The organism is Chelativorans alearensis, from assembly GCF_010993735.1.
GTDB classification, from domain to species: domain Bacteria; phylum Pseudomonadota; class Alphaproteobacteria; order Rhizobiales; family Rhizobiaceae; genus Chelativorans; species Chelativorans alearense.
In genome coordinates, this window is sequence record NZ_WQNI01000007.1 from 34855 (window position 1) to 53767 (window position 18913).

The following is an 18913-nucleotide window of genomic DNA, read 5'->3' on the forward strand; positions in this document are numbered from 1 at the left end:
GAGCAGGTTCGTGAATGACGGCGCGACGTCGATCCCTGTCGGAGCGCGGGCAGCTCGATCTGTTTCGGGCGCTCCCCGGCGATTTCGCGCCACGAGACGCGCAGGATCTCATGGCTTATCCCTTCTTCTCCCTGTCCAAATCCCATCGCACCGCGCCGATCGATTTCACCGCCGGCGGCGTCTCGATCCGCGTTGAAGCGGTGCCGGACCACGGCATGGCGACCATCTGGGATGCGGACATCCTCATCTGGGCCGCAAGCCAGATCGTCGAAGCCCGCGACGAGGGGTTTCGAACGTCGCGCCTGATGGCGGCGACGCCTTATGAAATCCTGACCTTCGTCGGCCGCGGCACGTCGATGCGCGACTACCAGCGCCTCAAGGCCGCTCTCGACCGTCTCCAGTCCACCACCGTTTCCACCTCGATCCGTCAGCCGAGCGAAGGCCGGCGTCATCGTTTCTCCTGGATCAACGAATGGCAGGAGCGCGCCGATCACCAAGGCCGACCGGACGGCATCGAGCTGATCGTGCCGGACTGGTTCTATCGCGCCGTGCTCGACGACGGGCTCGTGCTGACCATCGACCGCGCCTATTTCGGCCTGACCGGCGGGCTCGATCGCTGGCTCTATCGCCTCGTGCGCAAGCATGGCGGCCGGCAGCGCGGCGGCTGGCGGTTCGACTTCCGCCACCTCCATCAGAAATCCGGCAGCCTCTCGCCCTACAAGCGCTTCGCCTTCGAGCTGCGCCACATCATCCGCCGCCAGCCGCTGCCCGGATACACGCTCTTTCTCGAAGTCGAGGCGGGCGGCCGCACGCTGCTCGCCTTCGAGCCTGTCCCGGCCTGTGGGAACCCTGTGGATGGCGTCGTGCTATCGGGAACCCGCACTATCGTGCCATCAGGAACCCGAGGCTCGTGCTATCGGGAACTCAAATCGGACTTAACGTGCGAGACAAAAAAGAAAAATCGCCCCCGTAACTTAGAGTCTAACAAAGAATCTAACTCTGTAGAGGGCGCGCGCGATGTGGAAAACATCGCTCAAGACCCTACGCCATGCCGCTCGAAAGCGCGTGAAGTCAACGCTTCTGCGCCATGCCCAGACACGCGGATGCTGCCTCTCGATGACCGTCCGGGAGGCAAGCGATGATCGTCGCCTTGCTCAACCAGAAGGGCGGCACCGGCAAAACGACGCTCGCCCTGCATCTCGCCGGCGAATGGGCTCGGCGCGGCAGTCGCGTCACGCTGATCGACGCCGACCCGCAAGGTTCGGCCCTCGACTGGTCCGAGCAGCGCGCCCGTGAACATCTTCCGCGCCACTTCGGCGTCGTCGGCCTGGCACGCGATACGCTTCATCGCGAGGCGCCCGAGCTCGCACGCAACGCAGATCATGTCGTCATCGACGGCCCGCCGCGCGTCGCCGGGTTGATGCGCTCGGCTTTGCTCGCCGCCGATCTCGTTCTCATTCCCGTGCAGCCGTCGCCGCTCGATGGCTGGGCGTCGGCCGAGATGCTGGCGCTCGTCAACGAGGCACGCATCTATCGGCCCGAACTCATCGCACGCTTCGTTCTCAATCGGTGCGCGGCGCGCACCGTGCTCGCACGCGAAACGGCCGAGGCGCTGGCCGATCACGATCCGCCGGTTCTCTCCGCCACCGTCGGGCAGCGCATCGCCTTCGCGGCCGCCGTGCAGACCGGCCGCCTCGTCTCCGAAATCGACAATGCCGCAGCGGCCGCGCGCGAGATCACCGCCCTGGCCAATGAGACCGACCGCATCGTCGCCGGAAAAGCGTCGCCATGACCGACCGTCCGAACCGCCGTGCATTCGCCGCCAGGCCTGCCGATCCCGAGCAGTGGATCAAATCCGCCGATGCCGCCTCCCGCGACGGCAGGTCATCCGGCTACACCGCGCGATTGACCATCGACATCACGCCCGAGTTGCGCGGCCGCATAAAGATCGCTGCCTTCCAGCGCGGCGTCACGGTCGCCGACATGCTGCGCGACCTGCTCGCGCGCGAATTCTCAGAAGACGAAGGAGACCTCTCATGACCGGCACCGCGGCCCCCCGCGTTGGCGGCGGCCCGATGCCGTCCGCCGACACCCCCGATGCGCTCACCCATGTCGAACTGACCTGGATCGAGAAGCGGATCGAATACTGGATCCGCTTCGGCCGCGAGGCCGGCGAGCGGATCATCGACCGCCGCCGGCGCGTCGTCTACTTCCGCCCCGGCGCCGTCTTCGCCTTCGTGCGATGGGCGGCCAACGACTACGGCACGGTCATCTCGCGCATCGACATCGTGCGCGCCGTCGACCCGGGCGCCGCCTATCAGACGCTGCCCTTCGTGCGCCCCGGCGGCGAAATCCTCCTCAAGATCGAAGGCTGGCCCAAGGTCGAAATGGTGCTCCAGCACATCGACGCGGTGGAAGCCGCCGGCGTCGATCCCTGCGACGCCGCGCCCGAGCACTGGCGCCATGTGGCGCACAGGATGAGCGCCGGCCAGGAGCCGCGTGCCTACACGCAGGAGCGCCATCAGGCATGGCTCAAGCGGCGGGAGATCGAACAATGACCCGCTTCGGCTATGTCATGCTGACGTACTTCGCCGCTATGGGTGTTGCCGCGGCCGCCGTCATTCCGATATCCCTCAAGCTCGTCTGGAACGTGTCGGCCAGCGCGCCCATCGGGCTTTACCGGATCGAACCCGCCGAACACCTCGAAGTGCCCGATCTGGTTGCAGTGATGCTGCCCGCGCCGCTCGAGGACTTCATGGTCGAGCGCGGCTATATCGGCCGCGACGTGCCCATCCTGAAGCACATCCTCGGCCTGTCGGGACAGCGCGTGTGCCGCACCGGTCACGTCATCACGGTCGATGGAATCGCGATGGGCTACGCGCGCGACCGCGATCGGCTCGACCGCCCGCTGCCGGTCTGGAGCGGCTGCCGCGTCGTCGCGGCCGACGAGCTCTTCCTCATGAACTGGCAAGCCTCCGACAGCTTCGACGGCCGCTATTTCGGCCCGCTCCCGGCGGCGACCGTCATTGGCCGGACCATTCCTCTCTACACCGACGAAGACGGAAACGGCCGCTTCGTCTGGCGCGCGCCGACGCGGTGACGACGCATGCCTTCCTGCAATCCCACCGCAACCAAACAGGAGCTCATCATGCCCCAGATCGGTCAATTCACCCGCACGCCAACTGGCTATAGCGGACGTATCCGCTCGCTCTCGTTCGACTGCGAACTCACCTTCGTCACCGCCGACAATGCCGACAGCGAGAACGCGCCCGCCTATCGGGTTCATCTCGGCGACGAGGACGGCCCAGAGGTCGGCGCCGGCTGGAAACACTCCGGCGAACGGGCCGGCACCTACATCTCCGTCGTCCTCGACGACCCCGCCTTTCCGTTGCCGGTCCGCGCGCGGCTGTTCCAGTCGGACGAGGATGGACGCGACTGGGGCTTGCACTGGACCCGCCCGAAAAAACGCGGCGAGCGGGACTGAGCGATGCAGTTCATCGGTCTTTTAGCAACATTGCGGCGGTGCGGTCCTTGCGGCCGCATTGCCCTCTTTCTCCTTTCCGGCCTGTCTCTCGGCCTGATCGAGAGCGGCGGCGCATTCGCTCAGCCGGTGGTCGTCATGGAGCAGGAGGCCGATCATCCCTTCGCCGCACATATCGCGGAGGTGGCGCAGCGCTTCGGCATTCCCACAGGCTGGATCGTCGCCGTCATGGAGGCCGAAAGCGCGGGCGATACGCACGCAGTCTCACATGTTGGCGCGATGGGGCTAATGCAGGTCATGCCCGGCACCTGGAATCACTTGCGCACCCGTTATCGGCTCGGTCTCGACCCATTCGATCCGCGCGACAACATCCTCGCGGGCGCGGCCTATCTGCGCGAGATGTACGACCGCTACGGCACCATCCCGGCGATGCTGGCGGCCTACAATGCGGGACCTGACCGCTATGACGAATACCTTGCCACAGGTCGGCCGCTGCCCGCCGAAACCCGCGCCTATGTCAATCAGCTTGCGCCAGCGCTGGGCGTTGCAACGCAGTCGGTGGACGCCCCGGCCGCACCGCCGCTGCCACCAGACTGGCGCGAAGCACCGCTGTTCGTTCCGCGCTCGAACGACCGCCGGATGGCCGTAGACCGCACCATCGAGAATCCATCGGCGCGCAGCTCTGCTTCCGTGCCGGTACAACGCGACGCCGAGGACTCTTCTGATCCGAAGACGGTGTTCGTCGTACAGAACACGCCGAGGGACGCCCCATGACGCGGACCAGCTCATTTCGCATGATGTCGGGCTCTGGCGTATCATGGCGGACGAGAGTGGGAGCGGCAAGCACCACAACCGCACGATGGCGAGATAAAAGGGCGCACGTTGCGCTTCCGTCGGGTGGTTGTTTTTGTTCATGTTTCTGGCGCGTTCCGCACGTTGCAGGGTTTTTGCGCACCGTGCGCCGAAGGTCCATGCCTTTGAATTTTCCTGGTATTTTGAACGTCGCGGGGGTGCGCCATGTCCGATGAGCGTGACTTCCGCATCCGTCCCGGGCGCATCCGCTCGACCCGCGCGCAACAGGCGCGGCCCTTCATCGCGCAGGCGCTGGCGGCGGCACAGAAGGCCGGCGGTCGCGTCTCGCGTTCCGGCAGGATCACCCCCGGCAATCGCTCACGCTTCGGACGCGGCCAGCGCGCCGCCATCCAGGCCAATCGCCTGCTCACCGGGCGCTCTCGCATCGTCGTCATCAAGACCCGCGTCGTCCGTCACAGTGCGCGCTGCGCTCCGCTTGGCGCACATCTGAACTATCTGCGCCGCGACGGCGTGACCCGTGACGGGGAGAAGCCGCGGCTGTTCGGGCCGGAGAGCGAGGACATGGACGGCCGCGCCTTCGCCGAGCGCTGCGAGGACGACAGGCATCATTTCCGCTTCATCGTGTCCCCGGAGGATGCGGTGGACATGGCCGACCTCAAGTCCTTTGCCCGCGATCTGATGGCCCGAGCAGAAAAGGATCTCGGCACGAAACTCGACTGGGTCGGCGTCGATCACTGGAACACCGACAATCCCCACGTCCACATCATCCTGCGCGGCCGCACCGATGATGGCCAGGACCTCGTGATCTCGCGTGACTACATCAAGGAGGGCATGCGCGCCCGCGCGCAGGATCTTGCCACCATGGAGTTGGGGCCGCGCACCGACCTCGACATCCGCCGCAATCTGGAGCGTCAGGTCGAGGCGGAACGCTGGACGCAACTCGACCGGCAGCTGGTGCGCGATGGGGGCAAGACCGGCATCGTCGATCTCGCTCCGCATCCTGACCGCCAGCCGGACGAATTCCATGCGCTGAAGGTCGGGCGGTTGCGCACCCTGGAAGTCCTCGGCGTCGCCGGCCAGGTCGGCCCGGCGCAGTGGTTCATCAAGGACGAGGCCGAAACGGTCCTACGGGAACTCGGCGAGCGCGGCGACATCATCAAGCGCATGCACCGCGCCTTGAGCGAAAGCGGCATCGAACGCGGTTCGGCGAGCTATGTGCTCGCGGCGGAAAGCCTCGACGTTCCTGTGATCGGACGTCTGGTGGAGCGCGGCCTCGATGACGAACTGAAGGGCACGGCCTATGCCGTGGTCGACGGCGTGGACGGCCGCACCCACCACATCAAGCTGCCGCATCTCGACGCCGCCGGCGACAGCGCGCCCGGCTCGATCGTCGAACTACGCACCTATGAGGATGCGCGCGGCGAGCGTCGCGTTGCGCTCGCCGTTCGTTCCGATCTCGATCTTCAGCAGCAGGTCTCCGCGCCGGGTGCCACCTGGCTCGACCGGCAAGCCATCGCCCGCGATCCCGTGGCGCTCTCGGAAGGCGGTTTCGGCGCCGAGGTGCGCCAGGCCCTCGAACAACGGGCGGATCATCTGGTCGGCGAAGGTCTCGCCGAGCGTCAGAGCGGGCGCACCATCTTCGCACGCCGGCTGATCGACACGCTTCGTCGCCGGGAGCTTGACGCCCTCGGCGACAAGCTCACCGCCGAGATCGGCCTGCCGTTCAACCGCGCCGGCAGCGGCGAATATGTCGCCGGTTCCTATCGCCAGCGCTTCACGCTCGCCTCCGGCCGCTTCGCGATGATCGATGACGGCCTCGGCTTCCAACTCGTGCCCTGGTCGCCCTCGCTCGAAAAGCAACTCGGTCGCCACGTCTCCGGCATCGCCCGCGACGACGGCGGCATCGACTGGAGCTTCGGCCGCAAACGGGGGCTGGGCCTCTAACCTCAACCAGAAAGGACAGCCGCAATGTCCGCGACGAAAATCCTCTGGGGGCAGATCATCGTGGTCTTCCTCATCATCCTCTTCACCACCTGGGGCGCAACGCAATACGTAGCGTGGAGCCTCGGGTTTCAGGCGCAGCTCGGCCCACCCTGGTTCGAACTGTTCGGTGTGCCGGTCTATTACCCGCCCGCGATCTTCTGGTGGTGGTACTTCTACGAAGCTTATGCGCCACCGATTTTCGCCACGGGCGGCATCATCGCCGCATCCGGCGGATTCATCGCGATCGCCGCGGCCATCGGCATGTCGGTCTGGCGCGCGCGCGAGGCGAAGAACGCCGCCACCTATGGCTCGGCGCGGTGGGCGGAAGAGGGAGAGGTCAAGGCGGCTGGGTTGCTCGATCCCGATGGCGTCGTGCTTGGCCGTTACGAGCATGAATATCTCCGTCACGACGGACCCGAGCACGTGTTGTGTTTCGCGCCCACGCGGTCGGGCAAGGGCGTCGGCCTTGTCGTGCCCTCGCTTCTGACCTGGCCGGGCTCCGCCATTGTTCACGACATCAAAGGCGAGAACTGGCAGCTTACCGCCGGCTTCCGTTCGCACCACGGGCGCGTGCTGCTATTCGATCCGACCAATCCGAACTCATCGGCCTACAACCCGCTGCTCGAGGTCCGCCGCGGCGAATGGGAAGTCCGCGATGTTCAGAACATCGCCGACATCCTGGTCGATCCGGAGGGTTCGCTGGAAAAGCGGAACCACTGGGAGAAGACCAGCCATGCCTTGCTGGTCGGTGCGATCCTGCATGTCCTCTATGCCGAGAAGGACAAGACGCTCGCCGGCGTCGCCGCGTTCCTCTCCGATCCGAAGCGCCCGATCGAGTCGACGCTGGCTGCGATGATGAAGACCACGCATCTCGGCAAGGCCGGTCCGCATCCTGTTATCGCCAGCGCCGCGCGCGAGCTCTTGAACAAATCCGACAACGAGCGTTCGGGCGTGCTCTCCACCGCCATGTCGTTCCTGGGTCTCTACCGCGATCCGGTCGTTGCCGAGGTGACACGCCGCTGCGACTGGCGCATCACCGACATCGTGGGCGGTGAGCGCCCGACAACGCTCTACCTCGTGGTCCCGCCCTCCGACATCAACCGGACAAAACCGCTGATCCGCCTGATCCTCAATCAGGTCGGCCGCCGCCTGACCGAGGATCTGCAGGCGAAGACCGGCAGGCACCGGTTGCTGCTCATGCTGGACGAGTTTCCGGCACTCGGCAGGCTCGACTTCTTCGAGAGCGCTTTGGCTTTCATGGCCGGCTACGGGCTCAAATCCTTCCTCATCGCGCAGTCGCTGAACCAGATCGAGAAGGCTTATGGCCCGAACAACTCCATCCTCGACAACTGCCATGTGCGCGTGAGCTTCGCCACCAATGACGAGCGGACTGCCAAACGTGTCTCGGACGCGCTCGGCACCGCGACGGAAATGCGGGCGATGAAGAACTATGCCGGACATCGGCTCTCGCCCTGGCTCGGTCATCTGATGGTGTCGCGCTCCGAGACTGCCCGCCAGTTGCTGACGTCGGGCGAGATCATGCAGCTTCCGCCAAGCGACGAGATTGTCATGGTCGCCGGCACGCCGCCGATCCGGGCGAAAAAGGCGCGCTACTACGAGGACGTCCGCTTCACGGAGCGCGTTCTGCCGCCACCGGAGCTGTTCCAGTCCGAGGTTGCCCATCCGGACGACTGGGGCCGCCTGCCGATCCCGGCGCAGCCGGAAGCGGCTGCGGCGCCGGCCGCGTCCGGAAGGCAAGATGAAGATCCGACCGAATCCGAACGCCGGCAGCAACCCGAACTCAGCCGTGTGAAACCCGTCGAGAAAAAGAAGCCGATCGACAACGAGTTCGAGATCGAGCCGCCCGACGACATCGACGAGGACGCGACACGCAATCAGCGCATGACCCGGCTCGTGCAGGGTGTCGCCTGCCAGGTCTCGCTCGACCCTAATGACGGCATGGAGTTGTAAGCGTCATGACGGCTAGTATGAAGAAACGGAAGGTCTCCGTCTATCTCGACCCGGATGTCATGAGAAGTCTGGCCGACTACGCCGTGCGCCGGGAACAATCGCAATCCATGATCGCCGAGGCGGCCATCGCTTCGTTCCTGTCGCCGGATGACGCCGAGCGGCGCGAGGCGTTGATCGTCAAGCGCCTCGACCAACTCGACCGCCGCATGACCCGGATGGAGCGCGATGTCGGCATCGCGGTCGAGAGCCTGGCGGTGTTCATCCGGTTCTGGCTGAGCACGACGCCGGCCCTGCCTGAACCTGCCGCCCAGGCTGCGCGCGCCGAGGCGGGCAAACGTTATGAGCGGTTCGTGGCAGCGCTTGGCCGACGCCTCGCACATGGCCCAAAGCTCAGGCAGGAGATCTCCGAGGACGTAGGCGAATCGCAGGCATGACGGCGGGAGCCCGCCATGGGATTGTGTGACTCCCGATTAAGGTCAGCGTGTCACCGCCGTTCTCCTGTATTTGCACGCCACGCTACTACGACGCCGGAAACCTGTTGAACAGGCCTGATTTCGGGCTCTTTTAATCATCCCCGACCGGGGATCATCTGTTGCGTCCCCACGAGAAACGGGGACGAAATGGCATCCACCCACCAGAGACAGGAAGCGATCCAGCGCGGGGCACGCATGCTGCGCACCGCGCTCGGCCCGGCAATCGCGCGGTTTCTGGAAGACCCGGTCATTGTCGAGGTGATGCTGAACCCGGATGGCCGTATCTGGGTGGACCGGCTTTCCGAAGGTCTGGCCGATACAGGCGAGATGATGTCAGCCGCTGATGGTGAGCGCATCGTGCGCCTCGTCGCGCACCATGTCGGCGCGGAGGTCCATGCGCGAGCTCCACGTGTCTCGGCCGAGCTTCCCGAAACCGGCGAGCGGTTTGAGGGGCTGTTGCCGCCGGTCGTCGCGGCGCCGGCCTTCGCTATCCGCAAGCCGGCCGTCGCGGTGTTCAGTCTCGATGACTACGTCGCCGCCGGCATCATGACCACCGATCAGGCCGCGACGCTGCGCACGGCCGTCCAATCCCGCGCCAACATCCTCGTCGCTGGCGGCACCTCGACCGGCAAGACCACGCTGACCAACGCGCTGCTCGCCGAGGTGGCGAAGGGCACGGATCGCGTCGTCATCATCGAGGACACGCGCGAGCTGCAATGCGCCGCGCCGAACCTTGTCGCCATGCGAACGAAGGACGGCGTGGCAACGCTCTCCGATCTGGTTCGCTCGTCGCTTCGCTTGCGTCCCGATCGCATCCCCATCGGCGAGGTGCGCGGCTCCGAAGCCCTCGATCTCCTGAAGGCCTGGGGAACCGGTCATCCGGGCGGCATCGGCACGATCCATGCCGGCACCGGCATGGGCGCGCTCCGGCGCCTCGAGCAGCTTATCCAGGAAGCCGTCGTCACGGTCCCGCGCGCGCTGATCGCCGAGACCATCGACCTCGTTGCCGTGCTGTCCGGCCGCGGCGTCTCGCGCCGACTCGCTGAGCTCGCCCGCGTCGAAGGGCTCGGCTCCGACGGAGACTACCGCATCACCCCCGCAACCCAAGCCTCCAACCCGACAGGAGAACCGACATGATCCGATTCCTTTCGCGCGACCGCCAACGTATGGCAACGGCCGCCACCGCCGTCGCCATCGGCGTGATGCTGGCGCCCGCCGCCCGTGCGTCAGGGTCGTCAATGCCGTGGGAAGCCCCGCTGCAATCGATCCTCCAGTCCATTGAGGGACCGGTTGCGAAAATTGTTGCCGTCATCATCATCATCGCGACGGGCTTGGCGCTCGCCTTCGGCGACACAAGCGGGGGATTTCGCCGCCTGATCCAGATCGTGTTCGGCCTATCGATCGCCTTCGCAGCGTCGAGCTTCTTCTTGTCCTTCTTTTCGTTCGGCGGCGGGGCGCTCGTCTGATGGCGGTCGCTTTCGAACAACTCGACGCGGTGCCGGGATTTTCGATCCCGGTCCACCGGGCGCTGACCGAACATATCTTGCTCGGGGGCGCACCGCGCTCCATCGCAATCATGAACGGCACGCTGGCCGGAGCCGTGGGCCTCGGCCTGCGCCTCTGGCTGGTCGGAATCGCCGTCTGGGCCATCGGCCATTTCGCGGCCGTGTGGGCGGCGAAGCGCGATCCGCTCTTCGTCGAAGTCGGGCGGAGGCACCTGCGCATTCCCGGTCATCTGTCGGTGTGAGGGAGGCTTCGCAATGATGAATCTGGCCGAATATCGCCGCACCTCCAGCCGGCTTTCCGACTATCTGCCCTGGGCCGCGCTGGTCGGGCAGGGCGTCGTGCTCAACAAGGACGGCTCTTTCCAGCGTACCGCGAAGTTTCGCGGTCCCGATCTGGATTCCGCCGTCGCCGCCGAACTGGTCGCGGTCGCTGGCCGCATCAACAATGCCTTCCGCCGTTTAGGCTCCGGCTGGAGCATCTTCGTCGAGGCGCAGCGAAGCGAGGCAGCGACCTATCCCGAAAGCACCTTTCCCGACGCGGCATCGGCGCTCGTCGATGCGGAGCGCAAGGCCGATTTCGAGGAGGAAGGCACGCATTTCGTGTCGGGCTACTTCCTCACCTTCCTGTTTCTCCCGCCGGCCGAGGAAGCCGCCCGAACTGAAGCCTGGCTCTATGAAGGCCGCGAGAAAGCGGGTGTGGACCCGTGGGAAGTCCTGCGCGGCTTCGTGGATCGCACCGACCGCGTGCTGGCGCTGCTCGACGGTTTCATGCCGGAATGCGCCTGGCTCGACGACGGCGAGACGCTGACCTACCTGCACTCCACCATCTCGACCAACAGGCATCGCGTCCGCGTGCCTGAAGTCCCGATGCATCTCGACGCGCTGCTCGCGGACCAGCCGCTGACCGGCGGCCTGGAGCCCCGGCTTGGCAGCCAGCACTTGCGCATCCTGACCATCGTCGGTTTCCCGACGGCGACGACGCCCGGCCTGCTCGACGAGATGAACCGGCTCGCCTTTCCCTATCGCTGGTCTACCCGCGCGATCCTGCTCGACAAGACCGACGCGACCAGGCTGCTAACCCGGATCAGGCGGCAATGGTTCGCCAAGCGCAAGAGCATTGCGGCGATTCTGAAAGAGGTGATGACCAACGAGCAATCAGCGCTCGTGGATACCGATGCGGCGAACAAGGCCGCCGACGCTGATATGGCCCTGCAGGAGCTCGGAGCCGACATGGCGGGCATGGCCTATGTCACGGCCACCGTCTCCGTCTGGGACGCCGATCCGCGCCTTGCCGACGAGAAGCTGCGGCTGGTCGAGAAGATCATGCAAGGCCGCGACTTCACGGCCATGATCGAGTCGGTCAACGCGGTGGACGCCTGGCTCGGCTCGCTCCCCGGCCACGCTTACGCCAATGTCCGCCAGCCCCCCATCAGCACATTGAATCTCGCCCACATGATCCCCCTCTCCGCCGTGTGGGCGGGGCCGGAACGGGACGAGCACTTCGGCGCACCCCCGCTGCTTTACGGCAGGACCGAAGGCTCGACCCCGTTCCGGTTGAGCATCCATGTCGGCGACGTGGGCCACACCCTCGTCGTCGGCCCGACCGGTGCCGGCAAGTCCGTGCTCCTGGCCCTCATGGCTCTGCAGTTCCGCCGCTATGAGCGCGCCCAAGTTTTCGCGTTCGACTTTGGCGGTTCCATCCGGGCGGCCGCACTCGCCATGGGCGGAGACTGGCAGGATCTCGGCGGCGGCCTGACCGAAGGTTCGGATTCTTCCGTCTCGCTCCAGCCGCTTGCTCGCATTCACGACACCTACGAGCGCGCCTGGGCTGCCGACTGGATCGTGGCGATCCTGACGCGCGAAGGCATCAAGATCACCCCCGAAGCCAAGGAGCATATCTGGACGGCGCTGACATCGCTTAGCACTGCACCCGTTGAAGAACGCACCATCACCGGCCTTGCCGTGCTGTTGCAGGCCAATGACCTCAAGCAGGCCCTTCGGCCCTATTGCGTGGGCGGCGCCTATGGCCGGCTGCTCGATGCCGAGACCGAACATCTGGGCTCGGCCGACGTGCAGGCCTTCGAGATCGAAGGGCTAGTCGGAACCGGGGCCGCGCCCGCCGTGCTCGCCTATCTCTTCCATCGCATCGGTGACCGGCTCGACGGGCGGCCGACGCTGCTCATCATCGACGAGGGCTGGCTTGCACTGGACGACGAAGGGTTCGCCGGCCAGCTCCGCGAATGGCTGAAAACGCTCCGGAAGAAGAACGCCAGCGTCATCTTCGCCACGCAGTCGCTCAGCGACATTGACGGCAGCGATATCGCGCCCGCCATCATCGAAAGCTGCCCGACACGGCTTCTTCTGCCAAACGAACGCGCCATCGAGCCGCAGATCACGGCGATCTATCGCCGCTTCGGTCTCAATGACCGGCAGATCGAAATCCTCGCGCGGGCGGCGCCCAAGCGCGACTACTACTGCCAGTCGCGGCGCGGCAACCGCCTGTTCGAGCTGAGCCTTTCCGAAGTCGGCCTCGCGCTCTGCGCCGCGTCCTCCAAGACTGACCAATCGCTGATCGCCAGCCTCGTTTCCGAACACGGCCGCGAAGGCTTTCTCTCCGCCTGGCTCAATGCCCGAGATGTCGGCTGGGCGGTCGATCTCATTCCCAACTTCCCGACGCCCATGCCCCAGCCCGAAAAGGACCCACAGCCATGACCACCCGCCGTTTCCGCTCGCGCGCCGTTCTCCTGGCCGCAACCATCATGGCTGCGCCACTCGCGCTCTCGCCCATGCTGGCCACGCCGGCCTTTGCGTGGCGGATCGTCTTCGACCCCAGCAACTACGCGCAGAACGTGCTGACCGCCGCCCGGACGCTGGAGCAGATCAACCACCAGATCACCTCGCTTCAGAACGAGGCGACCATGCTGATGAACCAGGCCCGCAATCTGGCGAGCTTGCCGTTCTCGTCGCTTCAGCAACTCCAGCAGAACGTCAGGCGGACGCAGCAGCTCCTGGATCAGGCGCAGAACATCGCCTTCGATGTTCAAGGCATCGATCAGGCATTTCAGCAGCAATACGGCAATGTGTCGATGTCGGCGACCGACGCAGAGCTGGTCGCGAATGCGCGCAACCGTTGGCAAAACACCGTGGGCGGTCTGCAGGACGCCATGCGGGTTCAGGCCGGGGTTGTCAACAACATCGACACCAATCGCACGCATATGTCGGAACTCGTCGACCGGAGCCAAAGCGCGACCGGCGCGCTTCAGGCCACGCAGGCCGGCAACCAGCTTCTGGCGCTCCAGTCGCAGCAGCTCTCCGACCTGGTCGCGTTGCTTGCCGCCAACGGCCGTGCCGGCGCGCTGACCGAAGCCGAACGCACGGCGGCGGCCGAGCAGGGACGCGAACAGCGCCGCCGCTTCCTCACGCCGGGCACAGGCTACCAGCCCGGCCACGCGCAGATGTTCAACGGAAACTGAGGATAGGCCAATGGACGGCAAGACGCTGGCCCGGCTGGGCGCTGTCGTGTTCGTCGCCGTCGCGGTGACGGCGACCGTCATTGAGATGACTCGCAAGGAAGACGCGCCGGCATCCTCGCCGGTACGCCTCCTTCAGCCCGAACGCGACCCGCTGCGCGAGGGCCAGCGCCGGTGCCAACAGCTTGGACAGCAGGCGGCCGGGGATGCGGAATGCCTGCGCGTCTGGGCCGAGACCCGTGACCGATTCCTCGGCCGCACGCCCGCGCCCGCCGCTCCGCAATCCACCGAAGGACGGTGATCCATGGGTGGCGCGGGTGTCATCGACAACTTCCTCGGGGTCTTCACCCAATACATCGACTCGGGCTTTGGCTTGCTCGGGGGTGAAGTGGCCTTCATCGCCACAACCCTGATTGTCATCGACGTGACGCTGGCGGCGCTCTTCTGGTCCTGGGGAGCCGATGACGACATCATCGCGCGCCTAGTCAAGAAGACGCTGTTCGTCGGCGTCTTCGCATATCTCATCTCCAATTGGAACAACCTCGCGAAGATCGTCTTCGACAGCTTCTCCGGCCTGGGCTTGAAAGCCACTGGCACCGGCTTCTCCGCGCAGGATCTGATGCGCCCCGGCAAGGTCGCCCAGATCGGCCTCGATGCCGCCCGGCCACTGCTCGAATCCATCTCCGACCTAATGGGCTGGGTCGCCTTCTTCGAGAACTTCATCCAGATCGCCTGCCTGCTCTTCGCCTGGGCGCTGGTACTGCTCGCCTTTTTCATTCTGGCCGTACAGCTCTTCGTGACGCTGATCGAGTTCAAGCTGTCGACGCTCGCCGGCTTCGTGCTGATCCCGTTCGGCCTGTTCGGCAAGACCGCATTCATGGCTGAACGTGTGCTTGGCAATGTGATTTCCAGTGGCATCAAGGTGCTGGTGCTGGCCGTCATCATCGGCATTGGCTCCACGCTTTTCAGCCAGTTCACGGCCGGTTTCGGCGGTCAGACCCCGACCATCGACGACGCCATGGCTGTCGTCCTGGCCGCACTTTCCCTTCTCGGCCTCGGCATATTCGGACCTGGTATCGCGAGCGGTCTTGTTTCCGGTGGGCCGCAACTCAGCGCTGGCGCCGCCGTTGGCACCGGCCTCGCGGTCGGTGGCGCGGCTCTTGCTGCTGGCGGTGCGGCCGGTCTGGCCGTGAAGGGAGGATCTGCTGCCCTATCTGGAGGCGCCGTTGCGGTCCGCGGTGGTGCCTCCGCTGCTGGCGCAGCTTCCTCCGCCTACACCCTCGGCTCCATGGGGCAGACCGGCGCTTCCGGCGTGGCCTCCGGTCTTGGTGGCGTTGCCCGCGCGGGTGGATCTGCAGCCAGCTCACCGCTTCGTCGGGCCGCCACACGAGCCAGTGAGAGCGTCAAATCCAGCTTCTCGGACGGCGTGAAGGGTGGCTTTGGGGCAACCGGCGGCTCCTCGACCATGGGTACCGTGGGAGGTGACGCCACCGGCGACACCTCCGGCAGCATTGCCTCGACCGCTGGTTCGGTACCCTCCCGCGAAGACCCTCCCGACTGGGCGAAGCGCATGAAACGCAGCCAGGCGATGAGCCACGGCGTCAGCACGGCCGCGCACGCGATCCGCGCCGGCGACAGCCACGGCTCCGGCTCCTCCGTCAACCTTTCCGAAAGTGACCGCACATGAGCATCTTCAAACGACCGGCAACGCACTACGGCAAGACGCCGGAACCTGAGACCCCTTATCAGAAGGCCGCACAAGTCTGGGACGAACGCATCGGCTCGGCTCGCGTACAGGCGAAGAACTGGCGGCTGATGGCCTTCGGCAGCCTGGTCCTTTCGGCCGGCTTCGCCGCCGCGCTTGTCTGGCAATCGGCACGCGGGACCGTCGTTCCCTGGGTGGTGCAGGTCGACAATCTCGGCCAAGCACAGACTGTCGCTCCGGCCACGGCCGACTATCGCCCGACCGACCCGCAGGTGGCCTGGCATCTCGGCCGCTTCATCGAACAGGTCCGCTCGATCCCGGCCGATCCGATCATTGTGCGGCAGAACTGGCTGCGTGCCTACGAGTGGACCACCGATCGCGGCGCGGCGGCGCTCAATGACTATGCCCGCGCCAACGACCCGTTCACCCGCGTCGGCCGCCAGCAGGTCGCCGTCGAAGTCTCCAGCGTCATCCGGGCGTCGCCGGACAGCTTCCGCGTCGCCTGGACCGAGCGCCATTTCGAGAACGGCCAGCTCTCCACCACCGAACGCTGGACCGCGATCCTGACCATCGTGATCCAGCCGCCGCGCGATGCCGAGCGGCTCAAGGTCAATCCGCTCGGGATCTACGTTAATGCCATCAACTGGTCGCGGGAGATGAGCCAATGACCCGCACGACTTTCCTTAAACCCGCATTGGCGGCTTTGCTGGCCGCGACTGCGCTGGCTGGTTGCGCCACCAACCGCACGCCGCAGTTCAGCTATGACAGCGACGTGCCGCCGCTGCCCGTGGTGCAAGCCGCCGTCACCGATGACCGGCCTCGGCCATTGCACACGCCTCCGGCCTGGACCGTTGCGCGGGGTGGGACCGCTGCGACGACACCAGCGGGCCGCGTCGAGAACGCCAATGCCGCCGCCCGTGTCGAGCCGCGCCGCGAAGGCTATTACAACGCCATCCAGATCTACCCGTGGTCCGAAGGCGCGCTCTATCAGGTCTATGCCGCACCGGGGCAGATCACCAATATTGCGCTGCAGCCGGGCGAGAGTCTGACCGTGGCGGGACCGATTGCGGCGGGCGATACCGCGCGCTGGATTATCGGCGACACCGAGAGCGGCAACGGCGTGAACCGCCGCGTCCATATCCTCGTTAAGCCGACCCGGCCCGACATCTCGACCAATCTCGTAATCACCACCGACCGGCGCACCTACATGATCGAGCTGCGCGCGCGCGAAACGCTCTACATGCCCGCCGTGGCATGGGCTTATCCCGCGCCGCCCGCAGGCCTGCGCCAGACCGTGTCCGCTGCGCCGGTCATCCCGGCCGAGGCGGCGCGCAACTACCGCTACGGTCTGACCGGGGACAGCCCGCCCTGGCGGCCGATCTCCGTCTTCGACGATGGCCGCCGCGTCTATGTCGTCTTCCCGCGTGGCATCGTGCAGGGCGAGATGCCGCCGATCTTCGTTCTCGGCTCGGACGGCGAGCCGCAGATCGTCAACAGCCGCATCCACCGGAACATCCTGATCGTGGACCGCCTGTTCGGCGCGGCCGAACTGCGCCTTGGCAGCGGCGAGCGTGAGCAGGTGGTCAGGATCGTCCGCATCGAGGAGCGGCAGGCCGCAGTCCCGCAGCAGAGAAGCGCAGGCAAAAGAGGCTCGTCGTCATGACCGAAAACACGACCACGAATGCAGCCCCCATGCGCCTGCGCGCCGAGCCGCCGCGCGTCACGCGCCTGTCCCGCAAGATGCTTGCCGGCGTCGGCGCCGCAGCACTTCTCGGCATCGGCGGGGCGCTGATCTATGCGCTCCAGACCCGCGACATGGGATCTGGCGGCGAAGAACTCTATTCGACCGAGAACCAGCCCACGGCGGACGGCCTGTCCGGCCTGCCGCGCGACTATACCGGCCCGGTCCTGGGACCGGCGCTGCCCGGCGATCTCGGCCGTCCGATCCTCGACGCGCAGGACCGGGGCCAGCCCATCGCGCCGCCCGTCATGACGACGCCTGCGGTCGATCCCGAGGAACAGCGCCGTCTCGCCGAGGGAGAAGCCGCGCGCGTCAGCCGCGTCTTCTTCCAGACCGCGCCGGGCACGGGCACTACACCCGGAGCCGGCGCGAGCCTCGCCGGTCTCGGCCTGGCCGGTCAACTCGACCAGACGGCCACTCAGGACCGGCACACGGCGTTCCTCAACGGGCCGGTGGACCGTCGGACGGTCGCGGCGGACCGCATCATGCCGCCGGCCTCGCCCTATGTCCTACAGGCGGGGTCCGTGATCCCGGCCGCGATGATAACCGGCATCCAGTCGGACCTTCCCGGCCAGATCACCGCGCAAGTGACGGAGAACGTCTATGACAGCCCAACCGGCAGCCTGCTCCTGATCCCGCAGGGGACGCGCATCATCGGCCAATACGATGCCGGCGTGACGTTCGGCCAGCGCCGTGTCCTTCTGGTCTGGAACCGTTTGATCCTCCCCAATGGCCGATCCATCGTTCTGGAGCGCCAGCCTGGCGCGGACGCCTCCGGCTATGCGGGCCTTGAGGATGGCGTCGATTACCACTGGTGGGATCTGATGAAGGCCGCCGGTCTTTCGACGCTGCTCACGGTCGGAACCGAACTCGCCACCGATGACGAGGACCGGCTGATCCGCGCCATCCGCGACGGGGCGCAGGACACCATCAATCAGGCCGGGTTGCAGATCGTCCAGCGCCAGTTGCAGGTCGCGCCGACTCTGACGATCCGGCCGGGCTTCCCGGTCCGGGTAATCGTTACGAGAGATCTAGTGCTCGAACCCTACAGGAGTTGACCACGGCAAAGCTGAAGCTCGGTTCCCTCGTGAAGGACAAACCCGTCAAGGTGATGGTGGAACTACCGACGGTGCTCCACCGCAACCTCGTCGCCTATGCCGATTATCTGAATAGTCAACATATCCATGTCTCATGGACGGGAGGTAAAACATGCCGGAACTGAAACTCGGCCGTCTACCGAAGGTCGGCGTGGCGCGTCTGACGATCGCGTTGCCGGAACCACTCAAGGAAGAACTCGACCAGTATGCGGCCGAACACAGCCGCCTCTACGAGCCTGTGGAGACCGCAGCGTTGATCCCGCACATGCTGGAAGCCTTTCTTCGCTCGGATCGCGGTTGGCGCAGCCGCAAGGCCAAGACCGGTCGTGCCCGTCAGCGCGGTGCGTCTCTTCCGGCCAGCGGCACGATCCGGAGCGATTGACGGTCGCTACGAGCCACATGCGATGCGATCGAGAAGTTCTGTAAGCAAATGCCGTTCGCCATCGGTCAGGACGGATGTCTGATCTAAAGACGCGCGGAGTGCCGCTGCGGCGGCACTGGGACCGGAAGCAGTCGGCGAAGTCGCTGCGCTGGCAATCTCGGATATGACCGCCTCGCGGGCGGCGATTGACAGACCGGGATCACGGTAGGTTTCCGGCTGGCTGAGAAGCGTCAGCACCCGCCAGGAAATTCAGCACCAGCCGACAGACTATCATGCGTATCCGCGATGGAAG

General features: G+C 65.9%; 21 protein-coding genes and 1 pseudogene. All 22 read left to right on the forward strand.

Features of this window, described 5'->3' with window-relative positions; genetic code table 11:
• Positions 1-14 precede the first annotated feature (14 nt).
• A complete protein-coding gene (locus GPJ75_RS11915) occupies positions 15-1142 on the forward strand; it encodes a replication initiator protein A (RefSeq protein ID WP_163268350.1) in 1128 nt (375 codons plus the stop codon).
• Entirely contained in the window at positions 1139-1792 is a 654-nt protein-coding gene (gene parA, locus GPJ75_RS11920; RefSeq protein WP_163268352.1) for a ParA family partition ATPase, read from the forward strand. Before GPJ75_RS11915 ends, parA begins: the two co-directional genes overlap by 4 nt.
• The gene (locus GPJ75_RS11925; RefSeq protein WP_163268354.1) at positions 1789-2040 is read left to right on the forward strand and encodes a ribbon-helix-helix protein; all 252 of its coding nucleotides are present in this window, start codon (positions 1789-1791) and stop codon (positions 2038-2040) included. The genes parA and GPJ75_RS11925 overlap by 4 nt, the downstream gene beginning before the upstream one ends.
• Positions 2037-2558 carry a DUF2840 domain-containing protein gene (locus GPJ75_RS11930; RefSeq protein ID WP_163268356.1) on the forward strand — a complete coding sequence of 174 codons (522 nt, stop codon included), beginning with the start codon at positions 2037-2039 and terminating at the stop codon, positions 2556-2558. Before GPJ75_RS11925 ends, GPJ75_RS11930 begins: the two co-directional genes overlap by 4 nt.
• Positions 2555-3100, forward strand: coding sequence for a S26 family signal peptidase (locus GPJ75_RS11935; RefSeq protein ID WP_163268357.1), 546 nt, complete (start codon positions 2555-2557; stop codon positions 3098-3100). The genes GPJ75_RS11930 and GPJ75_RS11935 overlap by 4 nt, the downstream gene beginning before the upstream one ends.
• 48 nt (positions 3101-3148) lie before the next feature.
• The gene (locus tag GPJ75_RS11940; protein WP_163268359.1) at positions 3149-3484 is read left to right on the forward strand and encodes a DUF736 domain-containing protein; all 336 of its coding nucleotides are present in this window, start codon (positions 3149-3151) and stop codon (positions 3482-3484) included.
• A gap of 3 nt (positions 3485-3487) precedes the next feature.
• The gene (locus GPJ75_RS11945) at positions 3488-4255 is read left to right on the forward strand and encodes a lytic transglycosylase domain-containing protein (protein ID WP_163268361.1); all 768 of its coding nucleotides are present in this window, start codon (positions 3488-3490) and stop codon (positions 4253-4255) included.
• A 243-nt stretch (positions 4256-4498) separates the two neighbouring features.
• Positions 4499-6238, forward strand: a complete 1740-nt coding sequence (locus GPJ75_RS11950; RefSeq protein WP_163268363.1) for a relaxase/mobilization nuclease domain-containing protein — start codon at positions 4499-4501, stop codon at positions 6236-6238.
• A 24-nt stretch (positions 6239-6262) separates the two neighbouring features.
• The gene (locus GPJ75_RS11955) at positions 6263-8248 is read left to right on the forward strand and encodes a conjugal transfer protein TraG (protein WP_163268365.1); all 1986 of its coding nucleotides are present in this window, start codon (positions 6263-6265) and stop codon (positions 8246-8248) included.
• Between the two features lie 5 nt (positions 8249-8253).
• The gene (locus GPJ75_RS11960) at positions 8254-8682 is read left to right on the forward strand and encodes a CopG family transcriptional regulator (RefSeq protein WP_163268367.1); all 429 of its coding nucleotides are present in this window, start codon (positions 8254-8256) and stop codon (positions 8680-8682) included.
• 186 nt (positions 8683-8868) lie between these two features.
• A complete protein-coding gene (gene trbB, locus GPJ75_RS11965; protein WP_163268369.1) occupies positions 8869-9858 on the forward strand; it encodes a P-type conjugative transfer ATPase TrbB in 990 nt (329 codons plus the stop codon).
• On the forward strand, positions 9855-10187 hold the full coding sequence (locus GPJ75_RS11970; RefSeq protein ID WP_163268371.1) for a TrbC/VirB2 family type IV secretion system protein: 333 nt from the start codon (positions 9855-9857) through the stop codon (positions 10185-10187). Before trbB ends, GPJ75_RS11970 begins: the two co-directional genes overlap by 4 nt.
• Complete coding sequence (locus GPJ75_RS11975) at positions 10187-10468, forward strand: VirB3 family type IV secretion system protein (RefSeq protein WP_163268373.1); 282 nt, start codon at positions 10187-10189, stop codon at positions 10466-10468. The genes GPJ75_RS11970 and GPJ75_RS11975 overlap by 1 nt, the downstream gene beginning before the upstream one ends.
• Before the next feature lie 13 nt (positions 10469-10481).
• The gene (gene trbE / locus GPJ75_RS11980; RefSeq protein WP_163268375.1) at positions 10482-12938 is read left to right on the forward strand and encodes a conjugal transfer protein TrbE; all 2457 of its coding nucleotides are present in this window, start codon (positions 10482-10484) and stop codon (positions 12936-12938) included.
• On the forward strand, positions 12935-13699 hold the full coding sequence (gene trbJ / locus GPJ75_RS11985) for a P-type conjugative transfer protein TrbJ (protein ID WP_163268377.1): 765 nt from the start codon (positions 12935-12937) through the stop codon (positions 13697-13699). The genes trbE and trbJ overlap by 4 nt, the downstream gene beginning before the upstream one ends.
• 10 nt (positions 13700-13709) lie before the next feature.
• Complete coding sequence (gene trbK-alt / locus GPJ75_RS11990; protein WP_163268379.1) at positions 13710-13997, forward strand: putative entry exclusion protein TrbK-alt; 288 nt, start codon at positions 13710-13712, stop codon at positions 13995-13997.
• A 3-nt stretch (positions 13998-14000) separates the two neighbouring features.
• Positions 14001-15383 (forward strand): P-type conjugative transfer protein TrbL, encoded by a 1383-nt coding sequence (gene trbL / locus GPJ75_RS11995; RefSeq protein WP_163268381.1) that lies wholly within the window; start codon positions 14001-14003, stop codon positions 15381-15383.
• On the forward strand, positions 15380-16069 hold the full coding sequence (gene trbF, locus GPJ75_RS12000; RefSeq protein WP_163268383.1) for a conjugal transfer protein TrbF: 690 nt from the start codon (positions 15380-15382) through the stop codon (positions 16067-16069). Before trbL ends, trbF begins: the two co-directional genes overlap by 4 nt.
• Entirely contained in the window at positions 16066-17064 is a 999-nt protein-coding gene (gene trbG / locus GPJ75_RS12005) for a P-type conjugative transfer protein TrbG (RefSeq protein WP_163268385.1), read from the forward strand. The genes trbF and trbG overlap by 4 nt, the downstream gene beginning before the upstream one ends.
• On the forward strand, positions 17061-18200 hold the full coding sequence (locus GPJ75_RS12010) for a TraB/TrbI/VirB10 family type IV secretion system protein (protein WP_205602511.1): 1140 nt from the start codon (positions 17061-17063) through the stop codon (positions 18198-18200). Before trbG ends, GPJ75_RS12010 begins: the two co-directional genes overlap by 4 nt.
• A pseudogene (locus GPJ75_RS12015) lies at positions 18197-18310 on the forward strand (DUF2274 domain-containing protein); the annotation flags it as partial. The gene GPJ75_RS12010 and the pseudogene GPJ75_RS12015, both read left to right, overlap by 4 nt.
• Positions 18311-18351: 41 nt before the next feature.
• Positions 18352-18621, forward strand: a complete 270-nt coding sequence (locus GPJ75_RS12020; protein WP_163268389.1) for a DUF2274 domain-containing protein — start codon at positions 18352-18354, stop codon at positions 18619-18621.
• Positions 18622-18913 lie beyond the last annotated feature (292 nt).